Source organism: Burkholderia sp. Nafp2/4-1b (genome assembly GCF_003635165.1).
Classification (GTDB): Bacteria; Pseudomonadota; Gammaproteobacteria; order Burkholderiales; family Burkholderiaceae; genus Burkholderia.
Genome location: NZ_ML058597.1, coordinates 1,087,397 through 1,102,866, shown reverse-complemented (window position 1 = coordinate 1,102,866; position 15,470 = coordinate 1,087,397). Strand labels below are relative to the sequence as shown.

The 15,470-nt window shown below is 67.5% G+C and carries 11 protein-coding genes; 6 read left to right on the top strand and 5 right to left on the bottom strand.

Annotated features, from left to right (window positions below; genetic code table 11):
- Window positions 1-145: 145 nt before the first annotated feature.
- Window positions 146-1,609 carry a metallophosphoesterase gene (locus tag C7H84_RS05025; RefSeq protein ID WP_121857692.1) on the bottom strand — a complete coding sequence of 488 codons (1,464 nt, stop codon included), beginning with the start codon at window positions 1,607-1,609 and terminating at the stop codon, window positions 146-148.
- 180 nt (window positions 1,610-1,789) lie between these two features.
- Between C7H84_RS05025 and C7H84_RS05020 the strand changes: the two genes are divergently transcribed.
- Window positions 1,790-2,638 carry a class I SAM-dependent methyltransferase gene (locus C7H84_RS05020; RefSeq protein ID WP_121857691.1) on the top strand — a complete coding sequence of 283 codons (849 nt, stop codon included), beginning with the start codon at window positions 1,790-1,792 and terminating at the stop codon, window positions 2,636-2,638.
- Window positions 2,639-2,728: 90 nt separating this feature from the next.
- Here C7H84_RS05020 and C7H84_RS05015 read toward each other — a convergent pair whose 3' ends face one another.
- From C7H84_RS05015 to C7H84_RS05000, 4 genes are all read right to left on the bottom strand, one after another.
- Entirely contained in the window at window positions 2,729-3,037 is a 309-nt protein-coding gene (locus C7H84_RS05015; RefSeq protein WP_121857690.1) for a hypothetical protein, read from the bottom strand.
- A gap of 378 nt (window positions 3,038-3,415) precedes the next feature.
- Window positions 3,416-4,603 carry a porin gene (locus tag C7H84_RS05010; protein ID WP_121857689.1) on the bottom strand — a complete coding sequence of 396 codons (1,188 nt, stop codon included), beginning with the start codon at window positions 4,601-4,603 and terminating at the stop codon, window positions 3,416-3,418.
- Window positions 4,604-4,719: 116 nt separating this feature from the next.
- Window positions 4,720-7,140, bottom strand: coding sequence for a glycoside hydrolase family 31 protein (locus tag C7H84_RS05005; protein ID WP_121857688.1), 2,421 nt, complete (start codon window positions 7,138-7,140; stop codon window positions 4,720-4,722).
- A gap of 27 nt (window positions 7,141-7,167) precedes the next feature.
- Window positions 7,168-8,439: an MFS transporter gene (locus tag C7H84_RS05000; RefSeq protein WP_121857687.1), complete on the bottom strand. Its 1,272-nt coding sequence runs from the start codon at window positions 8,437-8,439 to the stop codon at window positions 7,168-7,170.
- A gap of 434 nt (window positions 8,440-8,873) precedes the next feature.
- On the opposite strand from C7H84_RS05000, the gene C7H84_RS04995 reads away from it, so the two are divergent.
- The 5 genes from C7H84_RS04995 (at window position 8,874) to gsiC (ending at window position 15,470) form a co-directional block, all read left to right on the top strand.
- Window positions 8,874-9,824 carry a MurR/RpiR family transcriptional regulator gene (locus C7H84_RS04995; RefSeq protein ID WP_121857686.1) on the top strand — a complete coding sequence of 317 codons (951 nt, stop codon included), beginning with the start codon at window positions 8,874-8,876 and terminating at the stop codon, window positions 9,822-9,824.
- Window positions 9,821-10,807 carry an isoaspartyl peptidase/L-asparaginase gene (locus C7H84_RS04990; protein WP_121857685.1) on the top strand — a complete coding sequence of 329 codons (987 nt, stop codon included), beginning with the start codon at window positions 9,821-9,823 and terminating at the stop codon, window positions 10,805-10,807. The genes C7H84_RS04995 and C7H84_RS04990 overlap by 4 nt, the downstream gene beginning before the upstream one ends.
- A gap of 27 nt (window positions 10,808-10,834) precedes the next feature.
- Window positions 10,835-12,772 (top strand): dipeptide ABC transporter ATP-binding protein, encoded by a 1,938-nt coding sequence (locus tag C7H84_RS04985; RefSeq protein ID WP_121857684.1) that lies wholly within the window; start codon window positions 10,835-10,837, stop codon window positions 12,770-12,772.
- A gap of 147 nt (window positions 12,773-12,919) precedes the next feature.
- Window positions 12,920-14,482, top strand: a complete 1,563-nt coding sequence (gene gsiB, locus C7H84_RS04980) for a glutathione ABC transporter substrate-binding protein GsiB (RefSeq protein ID WP_121857683.1) — start codon at window positions 12,920-12,922, stop codon at window positions 14,480-14,482.
- 67 nt (window positions 14,483-14,549) lie between these two features.
- The gene (gene gsiC / locus C7H84_RS04975) at window positions 14,550-15,470 is read left to right on the top strand and encodes a glutathione ABC transporter permease GsiC (RefSeq protein WP_121857682.1); all 921 of its coding nucleotides are present in this window, start codon (window positions 14,550-14,552) and stop codon (window positions 15,468-15,470) included.

The following is a 15,470-nucleotide window of genomic DNA, read 5'->3' as shown; positions in this document are numbered from 1 at the left end:
GCCGAAGCCGAAGCCGAAGCCAAAGCCCGACGCTCGCCGGCCGCCGCCCCCGTACCCCGACGCACCCCCAATCCAGCCATCCGCTGGCAGCGGTCAGCCACCCTCGCCAAACCCGTCAACGCGTCACTCAACCGCACATCGTCCCTCACGGCGCGATGAACCCCGTCTTGTCGCAGGCGAGTGTCGTACCCGACTGGTCGCACGACGCGAGCAGCTTGCCCGCGGCCGAATACGCATGGAACACCCAGCCCGTCGCCGGCGCTGCCCGTCGCTCCATGATCAGGAACCCGAAGCTGTTGTTGTGCGACAGCCGCTCGATCACGGCGCCCGGCGCAGGCGTCAGCCCGGCCGGAAACGGATCGGGCAGCGCGACGTCGAGGTTGTCGCCGCCGTTGCCGGACACGATCGTCGCCGGATGTCCGGACGAGAAGTTGATTGCCTGGAAGTCGTGCACGTGTCCGTGCAGCGCGACGTGGATGCCCGGCGGGTAGTACGCCTGCGCGTTCAGGCTCGACATCACCGACTGCAGCGCGAGATTGCCCGGCGCGGGCGTGCTGCCGGCGATCGGCGCGAACGCGAGGATCGGATGGTGGTTCGTGAAGATCGTCGTCGTCATGCCGGCCTTCGATGCGAGCGATGCGACCGTCTGGAACTGCTTCTGGTAGATGCGGAATTGCGCATCGGTCGTCTTCAGCGGATTGCGGCCGACCTTCGCGGTATCGAACACGATCACCTGCGTGCCGCCGCCGAGCGACACCGCATACGGATCCGAATAGTTCGCGTCGTTGTCGTTGGCCGGATCGTCGCACGAACGGGCCGCCGAATACGGGTGCGGGTCGAGGAAGCGGTACCAGCCCTGGCCGGCCCGCGCGCATTCCTCGTGGTTGCCGCGCACGACGACCCACGGCGCCTTCGCGAACAGCGGCGCGGCCGGGCGGAACAGGTCGGCCTGCCACGTATCCCAGCCGTAGCCCCACGGGCTGTCCTTGCAGCCGGCGATGTCGGGCGGGCATGCATTCTCGCGGTAGTGATAGTCGCCGACGTGCAGCACGAGGTCCGGCGACAGCTTCGCGACGCTCGCCGCGATCGTGTCGAACGGCCAGACCGTCGCGTCGTTGCATGCTTGCCATGCGTTGTCGGCCTTCTTCATCCGGCAGCCCGTATCCGCGATGATCGCGATGCGCTGCGGCTGCGCTTTCGGCAGCGGCAGTGCGCGGCCCGCGACGCTCGCCGATTGCGCATCGGCCGGCAGCGCCGTTTCGCAGACCGACACCGGGAAGCTCGACGGTTTCGAGTCGGCGGGGTCGCTCGCGGTGGGGCGTTGCGCGACGGTCGCGGCGCCGGCGCGCAGCGTCATGCGCGACAGCTTGCCGTCGACGACAAGCTGCGGACACAGCGGATCGCTCGCGGAAGCCGGGCTGTAGTTGGTGATCACGCGCGCGATCGCCTGGTTCGCATCGCCGATCTCGACCCACGCGGCCTGGACGTTGATCGCGGCACTGGCCGGATCGGCCGGCGTATCGATGTGATTCGAACACGCGGACAGCGCCGCGAGGGCAACAAGCGGAGCGCAGCGCACGAACCGCGCGCGAGAGAGGAATCGTCGCATGGGAGGCACCGTAGGAAAGCCGTCAACGATACGCAACACGAATGTAAGAAATGTGAAAAGCGCGGCACGACGGGCGCTCGGCGTGCGTATCTTGTCGTGTTCGCGGCCTTGACCTCAAGCCGGCTTGAAGCAGCATAGTCCGGATCACGGTCAACGACGCAGGCAACAGGAGGATTCACGATGGAAGCCAACTCGGCAAACGAAGCGCAGTCCGCGCTATGGAACGGCCCGTCGGGGCTCGCGTGGGTCGACGCGCAGCAGGCGCTCGACCGGATGTTCGAGCCGTTCGAGACGCTGCTCGCGGATGCGGCGGTGGCGGCGTCCGCGCGCAGCGTGCTCGACGTCGGCTGCGGCACCGGTGCAGTGACGCTCGCGATGGCACGGCGGCTCGGCGCGGCCGCGCACTGCACGGGCGTCGACATCTCGGCGCGGATGATCGCCACCGCGCAGGCTCGCGCCGAACGCGACGGCCTCGGTGCGCGCTTCGTGCATGCCGATGCGCAGACGCACACGTTCGCGCCGGGCGAGTTCGACCTGCTCGTGTCGCGCTTCGGCGTGATGTTCTTCGACGATCCGGTGCGTGCGTTCGCGAACCTGCGGCATGCGGCGCGTGCGAATGCGCTACTGCGATTCGTCGCGTGGCGCGCTGCCGCCGACAATCCCTTCATGACGACGGCCGAGCGCACCGCGGCGCCCTTGCTGCCGAACCTGCCGGCGCGACAGCCCGGTGCGCCGGGACAATTCGCGTTCGGCGACCGGCAGCGCATCGCGTCGGTGTTGTCGGACAGTGGCTGGGCCGACGTCGCGATCGAGCCGATCGATATCGCGTGTGCGTTGCCGGCCGCCGCGCTGGACGACTACATCGCGCGACTCGGGCCGGTCGGGCTCGCGCTGCGTCAGGTGGACGACGTGACGCGCCGGCGCGTGATCGAGACGGTTCGTGCCGCGTTCGAGCGTTACGTCGACGGCGCCGACGTGCGTTTCGACGCCGCGTGCTGGCTCGTCACGGCGCGGGCGCCGTCGGTGTGACGCCATGAAAGAAGAACGATATTCAGCGCCTTGCCATCAAGCGTGCCGCCGATTGCATGAGATGAATCGAACCCGCGTAAAGCGCCGCGATCACCCGCGCCTCGCCCGCAACATCAGCCACGCGCAACCGGCCGCGACCAGCGCGAGCCCGAGCAGCACCGCTTCGACACCGAGCGCGAAACCCGGCGGCATCTCGCCGCTGTTCGGTATCGGCGACAGGTTCGCGGTCATCGAGATGGCGCCGCCGGCCAGCAGCGCGATGCAGGCCATCCAGTACAGCCTGCCGCGCGGCGCCGCGGTGCGAATCCGCCACAGCGCGACGCCGACGCCGCCGATGTAGAGCAGCACGAGCGTTCCCAGTGCGACGAGGTCGCCCGTGCGATTCAGAAGGTCGCTCATCGAGCGGCTCCGCCGACCGTCGTGGATGGGTGCAGCGGGGGCAGGGCGATGCAGCGGGCGTTCGGCGTGAATACGGGACGGGCGGGAAGGCGGAATTCGGACATGGCGGGAAACCAGTTGTGGGCGCAACGAATCACGACGCCGCCCGGCCGCGCATAACGCGCGCCGGACCCTGAGGCGGCGCGCGTCGAGTGAACCGCGGTGTCAGGGCTGCACGAAGGGTCATGCAGGATCAACCCGACGGATTGTAAGGGATCGGCGCGAGCTCGAAAACCGCGAGCGCCGTGCGCGGCGCGAATGGCGATCGAAGGCGCGCGATGGCGCGCCCGAACATGCGCTTCGCCCGGGGTAACGGCGGCCCGCGCCACCGCGGAGGCGTCAGAACGTCACGGCGATGCCTGCCATGCCGACGAACTGGCCGTGCGTCGCCGACGGCGTGAGCTGCTGCGAATCGCCGACGATCGGCGCCGCGTCGACGATATGGCCGGCGCCCTGCGCGCCGAGCGTCCGCCCGCTCGAATGCGTGTACGCCTGCAGCGCATAGAGCGTCGTGCGCTTCGACAGGCTGTACGACTCCTTCAGCGAATACTGCTGGTAGCGGGCCGCGTCCGACACGCCGTTCGCCTTCGATGCGAGCGTGTACGAGAACGCGCCGGCCACCGCGAAGGTCGGCGTGAACCGGTATGCGGCGAGCGCGCCGTACGTGTTGAACACCGCGGTGTCCGTGAACGCGGAACCGTTGCCGGGGAGGTACTTCACGTTCGAGTAGTTGACGCCCATCGTCAGCGCACCGAGCGTGTAATTGCCGGCGGCTGCGACTTGCTCGACGGCCTTCGCGGTCAGGTAGCCCTGGTTCAGCACCGATACCGCGAAGCTGCCCGACGCCGCGGTCGCCGGATTCAGGAAGCCGGCCGACGAGCCCGAGCTGTTGATGCGCAGATAGCCGGCCGCGATCCCGATCGGCCCGTTCGCATAGCGCAGCGCTGCGCTGAACGTGTTGCCCTTGCCGGCGGCGCCGGCGATGCCGCCGAACGCGTACATCGCGCTCGCGGTCAGCCCGGAGAAGACCGGTGACGTATAGGTGACCGAGTTGTTGACGCGGATCGTCGTATCGAGGCCGTCGATGTCGCCCGGATGCGCGCCGGTCGCGCCGGTGAGCCAACTGCTCGGCGCGTACGGGCCCACCAGCAGGAAGTACGGCGTGTACTGGCGGCCGGCCGTCACCGTGCCGTAACGATCGTTGCGCAGCCCGACGAAGGCCTGGCGATTGAAGATCGTGCCGGCGGCGGCTTGCGCGCCGGTGTTCAGGTTGAAGCCCGACTGCAGATCGAAGATCGCGTGCGTGCCGCCGCCGAGACCTTCGTCGCCGCGCAACCCGAACTTCGACGCATACAGGTTGCCGTCGCGCACGTAGATGTTCGAGTGGCCCTGCTGGTTGTTCACGTACGCGATCGAATCGTCGACCACGCCGTACAGCGTCACGCTGCTCTGCGCATGGGCGGCGGGCGCGCCGAGCGACACGGCGGACAAAATAAGGAATCCGTAACGGTAATGCGATGCTTTCATCGTCGATCTCCAGGTCTCTTCAACGGGCGGGAGGCTGAACGGCCTCCTCTGTGACGGGGGCGGGCCGCGCGTGCGGCCCGCCGGGGTCAGGGTCCGGTGTTGCGCGGGTGTGGCGCTCAGTCGCCGAGTGCCACGACGAGGCGGCGCCACGCGCCGTCGCGCGCATCGTGTTCGACACGTGCACCGCGCACCGCAAGCGCGCCTTGCAGCGTTGCCGGCAGCAGGATTTCGATTCGCTCGGCAGGCCGGTTCATGCGGCCGTCCCAGCGGACCGACACGCCGAGCACGCCCGACGCCTCGCGTCCGGTCTCGATGCGCCACAGCCCGTATTCGCCGTCGCGCCAGGCTTCGGTTTCGCCGTCGTCCTCGACGCATTCGCCGAACGCCACGCCGTCCTCGATGCGCGGCGCGACGAGGAAGCCGCGCGTATCCGCGCGTGCGCCGAAGCTTTGCTCGGCGACGTTCAGCGGCAGCACGCGGCCTTCGCGCAGCAGCATGACCGGCGTGTCGAACGGCGCGGGCAGCGTGACGCTCGCGCCGCCGTCGAACGACTGCGCGCTCGCGCAGCACATCCAGCGCGCACCTGCCGGCAGGTAGACCGTCCGCTCCGTGCGGCCCGGGTCGACCACCGGCGCGACCAGCAGAGCGTCGCCGAGCATCATGTCGTCGCATGCGTCGTAGCAGCGCGCATCGCCGGGGAAGTCACCGAAGGTCGGCCGCAGCACGGGCTCGTAGCGCGTGGTCGACAGCCACAGCAGGTGATAGAGATAAGGCAGCAGCCGGTAGCGCTGCTTGATCAGCGACGCGATCTGCGCGATGATCTCCGGATACATCCACGGTTCATTGACGGTGCCGTCGTCGTTCCACGAATGGATGCTGAAGCGCGGCATGAAGATGCCGAACTGCACCCAGCGCAGCAGCAACTCGGGTGACGGCGCGGGGCCGGAGAAGCCGCCGATGTCGTGACCGATGTTCGATACGCCCGACAACGCGAGCCCGACGCCCATCTTCAGGTTGTAGCGCAGCGTCTCCCACGACGTGTAGTTGTCGCCGGACCAGGTCTGCACGTAACGCTGCATCCCGGCACCGCCCGAGCGCGACACGAGGAACGGCCGCTGCGCCGGTGCATGCGCGCGCTGCGCGTCGTGCGACGCGCGCATCATCAGCATCGTCTGCAGCACCTTCGCCTCGCGCGCCGGAAACGGTGCGCCGAAGCCATGCGCGATCGCGTCGGGCGACCAGATCTCGTATTCGTTGTTGTCGTTCCACGTCGACGCGATTCCGTATTCGAGCAGCGCCGACGTGACCTGCTCCTGCCACCAGCGATACGCTTCCGGTTGCGTGAAGTCGATGTACGCGCCGACCTCGTCCCAGAACTGCACCCATGCGGGTTCGCCCGACGCGGAACGGATCAGCAGCCCGCGCGTCGCGGCTTCGTCGAACGCCGGATGATCGCGCAGCAGGCACGGCTTGATGTTCGCGCACAGGCGGATGCCGTGGTCGCGGTAGTGCTGCACGAAACCCTTCGCATCGGGAAACTTCTCGCGGTTCCAGTTGAACACGTAGCGCTTCGCGCCGATCGACGTGTAGCCGGACGACAGGTGAAACGAATCGCACAGGATGTCGTGCGCGTCGCACTGTTCGACGAACTGGTTCATCTGCAGCTGGGCGTCAGGCGCATCGGTGTAGCTCATCGTCGAGCCCGAATAGCCGAGCCCCCATTTCGGCGTGCGCGCGGGGCGCCCGGTGAGCCACGTAAAGCGGCGCGCGGCCGCGAGCGGCGTATCGGGCGATGCGATGAAGTAGTAGTCGAGATCGCCGTGCTCGGCGACGAAATAGCGGTAGAGCCCGTGGTAGTTGTCGAGCTCGCGGCCCATGTCGAACGTGCAGTCCGACAGTGTGTCGTAGAACAGCCCGAAACCCTGGCACGCGTCAGGCGACCACGTGATGTAGAACGGGATGTGCTTGTAGAGCGGGTCCGTGTGCTTCGCGCTGTAGCCCATCGCGTCGATGTTGCGCATCTCGAAGCGCGCGCCAGTGCGGTCGAGCTCACCCGCGCGTTCGCCGAGACCGAACACCATGTCGCCGCGCTCGCGTGCGACGTAGTGATACGCGCGCTCGTCCCACCAGCCGAAGTTGTACGCCTGCGTCGCGCGGTCGGCGAGCACGACGCGCCACGCGCCGTCGGTACCGCGCGTCGACCACGTGCAATGGCCGCCTTGCCGGCTCACCGCGAGACGGATCTGCGCGGTTTCGATGCGCACGGTGTCGTCGTCTTCGACGAAGTCGTAGTGGGGCAGCGCGAAGCCGCTCAGATCGAGACGATCGCGCCCGTCGAGCGGTACGTCGTCGAGGCCCGGAGCGATCGTCCACGTGCGCGGGTTGCGCGCCGTCGCGTCGGGCAGCACGCGCAAGCGCACGATGTCGTCCTCGAGCACGAAGAGCTCGATGGTGGCGCCCGCGTTGGACGCGAGCAGTACGCGGTTCGCCTGCAGGGAGGCGACGCGGAACACGGGCGGATGAAGAAGCGAGGTCATGAAGGCGGTTCCTGGTGAAAGCGGATGTCAGGCGTGCTGCGCGAGCAGGCGTTCCTGCTTCGACTGGCCGCGGATCAGCACCGCGAGCAGCGTGACGCCGATGATGTCGAACAGGCCGAGGCACGCGAACAGCGGCGCGTAGCCGATCTTGTCGGCGAGCGCGCCGACCAGCAGCGAGAAGCCGAGCCCGCCGATCCATGCGGCCATCCCCGCGAAGCCGCTGGCGGTGCCGACTTCTTCGGAATCGAATACGTCGGCGGACAGCGTGTTGACGAGCGCGGAGATCATCTGGTGCGCGAACCCGCCGACGCAGAACAGCGCGATGGCCGTGTACGGCGACGACACGAGCCCGATCATCGCCGGCCCGAGCATCAGCACCGCGCCGAGCGCGACGCCGGCGACGCGCGACCACACGAGCGGCAGCTTGAAGCGATTCGCGAGATAGGGCGACAGGTAGCCGCCGGCGATGCCGCCGAGGTCGGCCGCGAGAAACGGCATCCACGCGAAGACGGCGATCTGCGTGAGCGCCATGTGGCGTTCGGTCGCGAGATACAGCGGAATCCAGAAGCTGAAGGTCTGCCACGCGGGTTCCGCGAAGAAGCGCGGTAGCGCGATCGCCCAGAAGCGGCGCGCGGTGACGACGTCGCGAATCCGGCGCGTCGACACGGCCGGCATCGTCGCCTGGCCGTCGCGAATCAGCGTGCGTTCCTGCGGCGTGATGCGCGGGTGATCGCCCGGCGAGCGGTACTGCGTGTACCACAGCGCGGCCCACACGAAGCCGAGCGCGCCCGTAACCATGAACGCGGATTGCCAGCCGAACCGCATCGAGATGAATACGACGAGCGGCGGCGCGATCGCGGCGCCGAGCGACGTGCCCGCATTGAAGTAGCCGACCGCAACGGATTTCTCGCGATCGGGAAACCATTCGGCGACGGCCTTCATCCCCGACGGAATCGCAGCGGCCTCGAACAGCCCGAGAAAGCCGCGCAGGATGCCGAGCGACAGCCAGCCCGACGCGAAGCCGTGCGCGACACCGACCACCGACCACAGCATCGCGAACAGCGCGAACCCGAGCCGCAGCCCGATCAGGTCCACGACGAATCCGCACACCGGCTGCATGATCGTGTAACCGATCTGGAACGCGCCGACGATGTACGAGTACTGCTGCGTCGAGATCGAAAACACCTGCTTCAGTTCAGGTGCGAGGACCGCGAGGGAATTTCGTGCGAGGTAGTTGAGGATCGTGCCCAGACATACGAGGACGATGATCCACCAGCGCAACGCCTTGACTGTTTTCACTGCCGTCTCCTGATCCATGCAAGCCCCCGACGAGGCGGCTTGTTAGGTCTTGTTTGTACGATGTCCGATCTTTATGGCCGTCGATCCGCATGAACTTTTCGCGGAATCAGTGTGTTCGATCGAACATTCCACGTCGATCGCTTGCTGATGTTATCTGATGACTGACCATTTTCGAACATCCTATGTTCGAATTCGAATCCGGTCAACGCGAATTTGCATTCGAACGAACTCGCTCGGGGTTTTCCCGGTGGGGCGGGCAGAGAGGGTCAGCGGGTGCGAGGCGGCACGACGCGCGCAAGGGCCTGTGCGGCCGCGGAGCGACCGGCAGACTCACGCCAACACGGCAGGGGCGTGACAACCCTGATGAAAATTTATTTTTTTCCGTGCGATAGATTGTGTAAATTGATTTTCATCTACCTTGCAAATCCATTCGCATGACGCTTCTCGTTACGCACGATGCCAGTCAGGACGAATCCGTGATCGCGGAGCGTATCGCGTCGGCCATGCCGCGGATGACGCCGATCCACCGCCGGATGGGCGAGTTCGTGCTGGCGAATCCGTTTCGCGCGGCGACGATGCGGATCGACGAGCTCGCGCAGGCGGTGAATGCGTCGATCGCGACCGCGAACCGCTTCGCGAAGGCGCTCGGATTCGACGGCTATCCGGCGATGCGCGCGGCGCTCGTGCGCGGCTTCGAGGCGACGCTCGGCCCGGTGGAGCGGCTGCGGTCCGCACAGGAACAGGAGCAAGAGCAGGGCGTGCGCGGCGCCGCGTGGATCGACGCCGTGTTCGACCAGGCCGTCACGAACATCGAGAACACGCGCACGCAACTGGATGCGGCCGACGTCGAGGCCGCCGTCGAGGCGATCGTCGGCGCGCGGCGCGTGCTGATTCTCGGCGCTGGGTCGAGCGCGTTCCTGACCGGGCTGATGGAGCACGGCTTGTCGGTGTGTCACGACAGCGTGCAGTCGCTCGCGCTGCTCGGCGGCCCGTCGCACGCGGCGCGGCGCTTGTATACGGCCGACTCGCGCGATCTCGTGATCGCGCTCGCGTTTCCGCGCTATGTGAAGGACACGATCGAACTGGCGCGCCGTGCGGCGGCGCGTGGCGCACGGGTGCTCGGCATTTCCGACGGGCCCGGTTCGCCGCTTGCACCGATCGCGTCGCTGAATCTGTACGTGAAGGCCGAACGGCGTTTCGCGGCAACGTCGGAAGCGGCCGTGCTGACGATGATCGAGGCGCTGATCGACGCGGTCGCGCTGCGCACGCACCGCTCCGCGAAGTCCGCCGCCGAAATGACCGAATTCCTGTTGCCGTGGCTGATCCAGCCGCAGGCAGCGCTGCCGCCCGCCAACCCTTCCTCCTCCGGTCCGAAAAAATCATGACTTCATCCGCGATCGTCGCGATTCATGGCGGTGCAGGCACGATCCTGCGCGATGCGATGGATACCGACACCGAACGCCAGTACCGCGCCGAGCTCACTGCGATCCTCGAGGCCGCGCAGAAGGTGCTCGCCGACGGCGGCAGCGCGCTCGACGCCGTGACCGTCGCGGTGCGGATGCTCGAGGACTGCCCGCTGTTCAACGCCGGGCGCGGCGCCGTCTATACGGCCGAAGGCAAGCATGAGCTCGACGCGGCGGTGATGGACGGCGCGACGCTCGCGGCCGGCGCGATCTGCTGCGCGACCCGCGTGCGCAACCCGGTCCTCGCTGCCCGACGCGTGATGGAAGCGAGCGAGCACGTGCTGTTCGCCGGCGCGGGCGCGGACGCGTTCGCGGCCGCGCAGGGGCTCGAACTCGTCGAACCCGACTACTTCGACACCGAAACGCGCCATGCGCAGTGGGTCAAGGCGCGCGCGGCAGCCGGCATGATGCTCGATCACGATGCGGCGACCTTCGCATTCGGCGCGGGGCAGGTGCCCGAACCGCTCGATCCCGACCGCAAGCACGGCACGGTCGGCGCGGTCGCGTGCGACATCAACGGGCACGTTGCGGCGGCGACGTCGACGGGCGGCATCACGAACAAGCAGCCCGGGCGCGTCGGCGATTCGCCGATCATCGGCGCGGGCTGCTACGCGGACGACGCGACCTGCGCGGTCTCCGCGACCGGCACCGGCGAGATGTTCATCCGGCTCGCGACCGCGCACGACATGGCCGCGCAGATGGCATATCGCGGCGCGTCGCTGGCCGACGCCGCGCACGACGTCGTGATGAACAAGCTGGCGCGGCTCGCCGGGCGCGGCGGGATCATCGCGGTCGATGCGCACGGCAACGTCGCGATGCCGTTCAACACGGAAGGAATGTATCGCGGCTACGCGCGCGTCGGCGAGACGCCGGTGGTCGGCATCTATCGCGACGATGCGGCCTGATTGCGGATCGCACGAGGAGACCTTCGCATGACTTCGAGCCGAAACACGTCCGCGCTGGTGCTGCCGGAACAGCGCGTCGTCGCCGTCGACGACTTGTCGGTGATGTTCCGCCGCGAGAACGCGACGTTCGACGCGGTACGCAACGTGTCGTTTCATGTCGATCGCGGCGAGACGCTCGCGATCGTCGGCGAATCGGGCTCCGGCAAGTCGGTCACGTCGCTCGCGCTGATGCGGCTCGTCGAGCACGGCGGCGGCGAGATCACGAGCGGCCGGATCACGCTGCGGCGCCGCGGCGGCACGGTCGTCGACCTTGCGCAGGCGAGCGCGGCGACCATGCGCGGCATTCGCGGCGCGGACATCGCGATGATCTTCCAGGAGCCGATGACGTCGCTGAACCCGGTGTTTACGGTCGGCGACCAGATCAGCGAGGCGATCGCGCTGCACCAGTCGAAGAGCGCGAGCGACGCGCGTGCGGAAGCGTTGCGGCTGCTCGATCTCGTGCGCATTCCCGAGGCGCGCCGCGTGTTCGCGCGCTATCCGCACCAGCTGTCCGGCGGGATGCGGCAGCGGGTGATGATCGCGATGGCGCTGTCGTGCCGGCCCGCGCTGCTGATCGCCGACGAACCGACGACCGCGCTCGACGTGACGATCCAGGCGCAGATCCTGCAACTGATCCGCGGCCTGCAGGACGAAATGAACATGGGCGTGATCTTCATCACGCACGACATGGGTGTGGTGGCCGAAGTGGCCGACCGCGTGCTCGTGATGTATCGCGGCGAGAAGGTCGAGGAGGGCGAGTCCGACCGCATTTTCGCGACGCCCGCGCATCGCTACACGCGTGCGCTGCTCGCGGCCGTGCCGCGGCTCGGTTCGATGCAGGGCACCGATATTCCCGAGAAATTCCCGCTGCTGAAGGCGGACGGCACGGCGGCGGTCACGCAGGCGTCCGGCGCGAACGACGCCGCTGGAGCCGCCGAACCAGCGGAAGCCGCCGAAGCCGCCGCCGCGCAGCCGCACGTCGATCCGGCCGCGCCGCCGATCCTGCGCGTGCGCGATCTCGTCACACGCTTTCCGGTGAAGAGCGGCGTGTTCGGGCGCGTGTCGCAGTACGTGCATGCGGTCGAGCGCGTGAGCTTCGAGCTGCGCGCGGGCGAGACGCTCGCGCTCGTCGGCGAGTCGGGCTGCGGCAAGTCGACCACCGGCCGTTCGCTGCTGCGCCTCGTCGAATCGCAAAGCGGCTCGGTCGAATTCGACGGCCGCGACATCAGCGCGCTGAAGGGCCATGACCTGCAGGCGCTGCGCCGGAACATCCAGTTCATTTTCCAGGATCCGTTCGCGTCGCTGAATCCGCGCCTGACCGTCGGCTTCTCGATCATGGAGCCGCTGCTCGTGCACGGCGTCGCGAGCGGCCGTGAAGCGCAGGCGCGCGTCGACTGGCTGCTCGACAAGGTCGGCCTGCCGCCGGAGGCGGCGCGCCGTTATCCGCACGAATTCTCGGGCGGCCAGCGGCAGCGGATCGCCATCGCACGTGCGCTTGCGCTGAACCCGAAGGTCGTGATCGCCGATGAGTCGGTGTCCGCGCTCGACGTGTCGGTGCAGGCGCAGATCGTCAACCTGATGCTCGACCTGCAGCGCGAACTCGGCGTCGCGTACCTGTTCATTTCGCACGACATGGCCGTCGTCGAGCGCGTCAGCCATCGCGTCGCGGTGATGTATCTCGGCCAGATCGTCGAGATCGGCCCGCGTCGCGCGGTGTTCGAGGCGCCGCAGCATCCGTATACGAAGAAGCTGATGAGCGCGGTGCCGGTGGCCGACCCCGCGCGCCGGCATGCGCCGCGCCAGCTCGCGGCCGACGAGATTCCCAGCCCGATCCGCGCAATCGGCGACGAGCCGAGCGTCGCGCCGCTCGTCGCGGTCGGCCCCGATCATTACGTCGCGACGCATCGCGTCGGCGGCGCGTATTGAGTGGGAGCGAGTGGAAGCGAGTTGAATTGAGTTGAGTGCCCGCGGGCCCGTTCCCGCGGAGCGCGCGCCCGACGCGCGCAATGCAGCAGGAAGTCGAAACCGAAACGCCCGCGAGGCGTCGCCGTTCACCTACAGGAGCCCAGCAACATGAACAAGCCGCATTCGTTCCCGATGTTTCGTCCGCGTGCGTCCTTCGTCGCGCTCGCCGGCGCGTTCGCACTGACGGCCGCGCTGCCTGCGCTCGCGCAGCAGAACGTGGTGGTCGCGGTGTATTCGACGTTCACGACGATGGATCCGTACGACGCGAACGACACGGTGTCGCAAGCCGTCGTCAAGTCGTTCTACGAAGGGCTGTTCGGCTTCGACAAGGACATGAAGCTCGTCAACGTGCTCGCGACCGGCTACGACGCAAGCCCCGATGCGAAGACTTACACGGTCAAGCTGCGCCCGGGCGTGAAGTTCCACGACGGCACCGACTTCAACGCCGCGGCCGTGAAGGCGAACTTCGACCGCGTGACGGATCCGGCCAACAAGCTGAAACGTTACGGGCTGTTCCGCGTGATCGAGAAGACCGAGGTGGTCGATCCGATGACGGTGAAGTTCACGCTGCGCGAGCCGTTCTCCGCTTTCATCAACACGCTCGCGCACCCGTCGGCGGTGATGATTTCGCCGGCCGCGCTGAAGAAGTGGGGGCACGATGTATCGCTGCATCCGGTCGGTACGGGCCCGTTCGAGTTCGTCGAATGGAAGCAGACCGACGACATGAAGGTGAAGAAGTTCGCCGGCTACTGGAAGAAGGGCTATCCGAAGGTCGACTCGATCGACTGGAAGCCGGTGGTCGACAACAACACGCGCGCGGCGCTGCTCAAGACAGGCGAGGCGGATTTCGCGTTCACGATTCCGTTCGAGCAGGCCGCCGACCTGAAGAGCAACCCGAAGGTCGAGCTGATCGAGCGGCCGTCGATCATTCAGCGCTATATCTCGCTGAACACGCAGAAGAAACCGTTCGACAATCCGAAGGTGCGTGAAGCACTGAACTACGCAGTCAACAAGGAAGCGCTCGCGAAGGTCGTGTTCGCCGGCTATGCGACTCCGCAAACGGGCGTCGCGCCGGTCGGCGTCGAATACGCGACGAAGCTCGGGCCCTGGCCGTACGATCCCGCCAAGGCGCGCGCGCTGCTGAAGGAGGCCGGCTATCCGAACGGTTTCGAATCGACGCTGTGGTCCGCGTACAACCATTCGACGGCGCAGAAGCTGATCCAGTTCGTCCAGCAGCAGCTCGCGCAGGTCGGCGTGAAGGTGCAGGTGCAGGCGCTCGAGGCCGGCGAGCGGGTCGCGAAGGTCGAGAGCGCGCAGGATCCGGCGGCGGCGCCGGTGCGGATGTACTACAGCGGCTGGTCGGCCTCGACGGGCGAGGCGAACTGGGCGCTGTCGCCGCTGCTCGCATCCACGTCGGCGCCGCCGAAGCTCTACAACACCGCGTACTACAAGAATCCTGCTGTCGACGACGATCTCGCGAAGGCGCTCGAGACGACCGACAACGCGAAGAAGGCTTCGCTGTACGCCGACGCGCAGAAGGTCGTATGGGCCGACGCGCCGTGGATCTTCCTCGTGCAGGAGAAGATCGTCTATGCGCGCAGCAAGCGCCTGCACGGCATGTACGTGATGCCGGACGGCTCGTTCAACTTCGACGAAATCTCGGTGAAATGACGGCGGTTCGCCCGCTGCGCGGCGCCGGCGGCGCAAGCTGCCGGCGCGCTGATTCGATCGGTGCCCCATGCTGAATTTTCTCGTCAAACGCCTGTTCGGCCTGCTGCCCACGCTCGCGATCGTCGCGGTGCTGGTGTTCCTGTTCGTGCACCTGCTGCCCGGCGACCCGGCGCGGCTTGCGGCCGGCCCCGAAGCCGACGACGCGACGGTCGCGCTCGTGCGCGCCGATCTCGGGCTCGACCGGCCGCTGCCCAAGCAGTTCGCGAACTTCTTCGTGAAGATCGCGCACGGCGATTTCGGCATGTCGACGCGCAGCAAGCGGCCGGTGTCGACCGAGATCGGCGAGCGCTTCATGCCGACGCTGCTGCTCACGCTCGTCAGCATGGTGTGGGCGACGGCGTTCGGAATGGCGATCGGGATCGCGTCGGCCGTGTGGCGCAATCGCTGGCCCGACCGGGTCGGGATGACGATCGCGGTGTCGGGCATCTCGTTTCCGGCATTCGCGCTCGGCATGCTGCTGATGGAGATCTTCTCGGTGAAGCTCGGCTGGCTGCCGGTCGTGCCGGACGGCACGTGGAAGAGCTACGTGCTGCCGTCGCTGACGCTCGGCGCCGCGGTCGCGGCGGTGATGGCGCGCTTCACGCGCGCGTCGTTCGTCGAGGTGCTCAACGAGGATTTCGTGCGCACCGCGCGCGCCAAGGGCGTGCACGAGCCGATGGTCGTGCTCAAGCACTGCCTGCGCAACGCGATGATCCCGGTCGTCACGATGATGGGGCTGCAGTTCGGCTTCCTGCTCGGCGGCTCGATCGTCGTCGAGGCCGTGTTCAACTGGCCGGGGCTCGGGCGCCTGCTGGTCGACGCGGTGACGATGCGCGACTACCCGGTGATCCAGGCGATCGTGCTGCTGTTCTCGCTCGAGTTCATCCTGATCAACCTGACCGTCGACGTGCTGTACGCGGTCATCAACCCGACCATCCGGTTCAAGTGA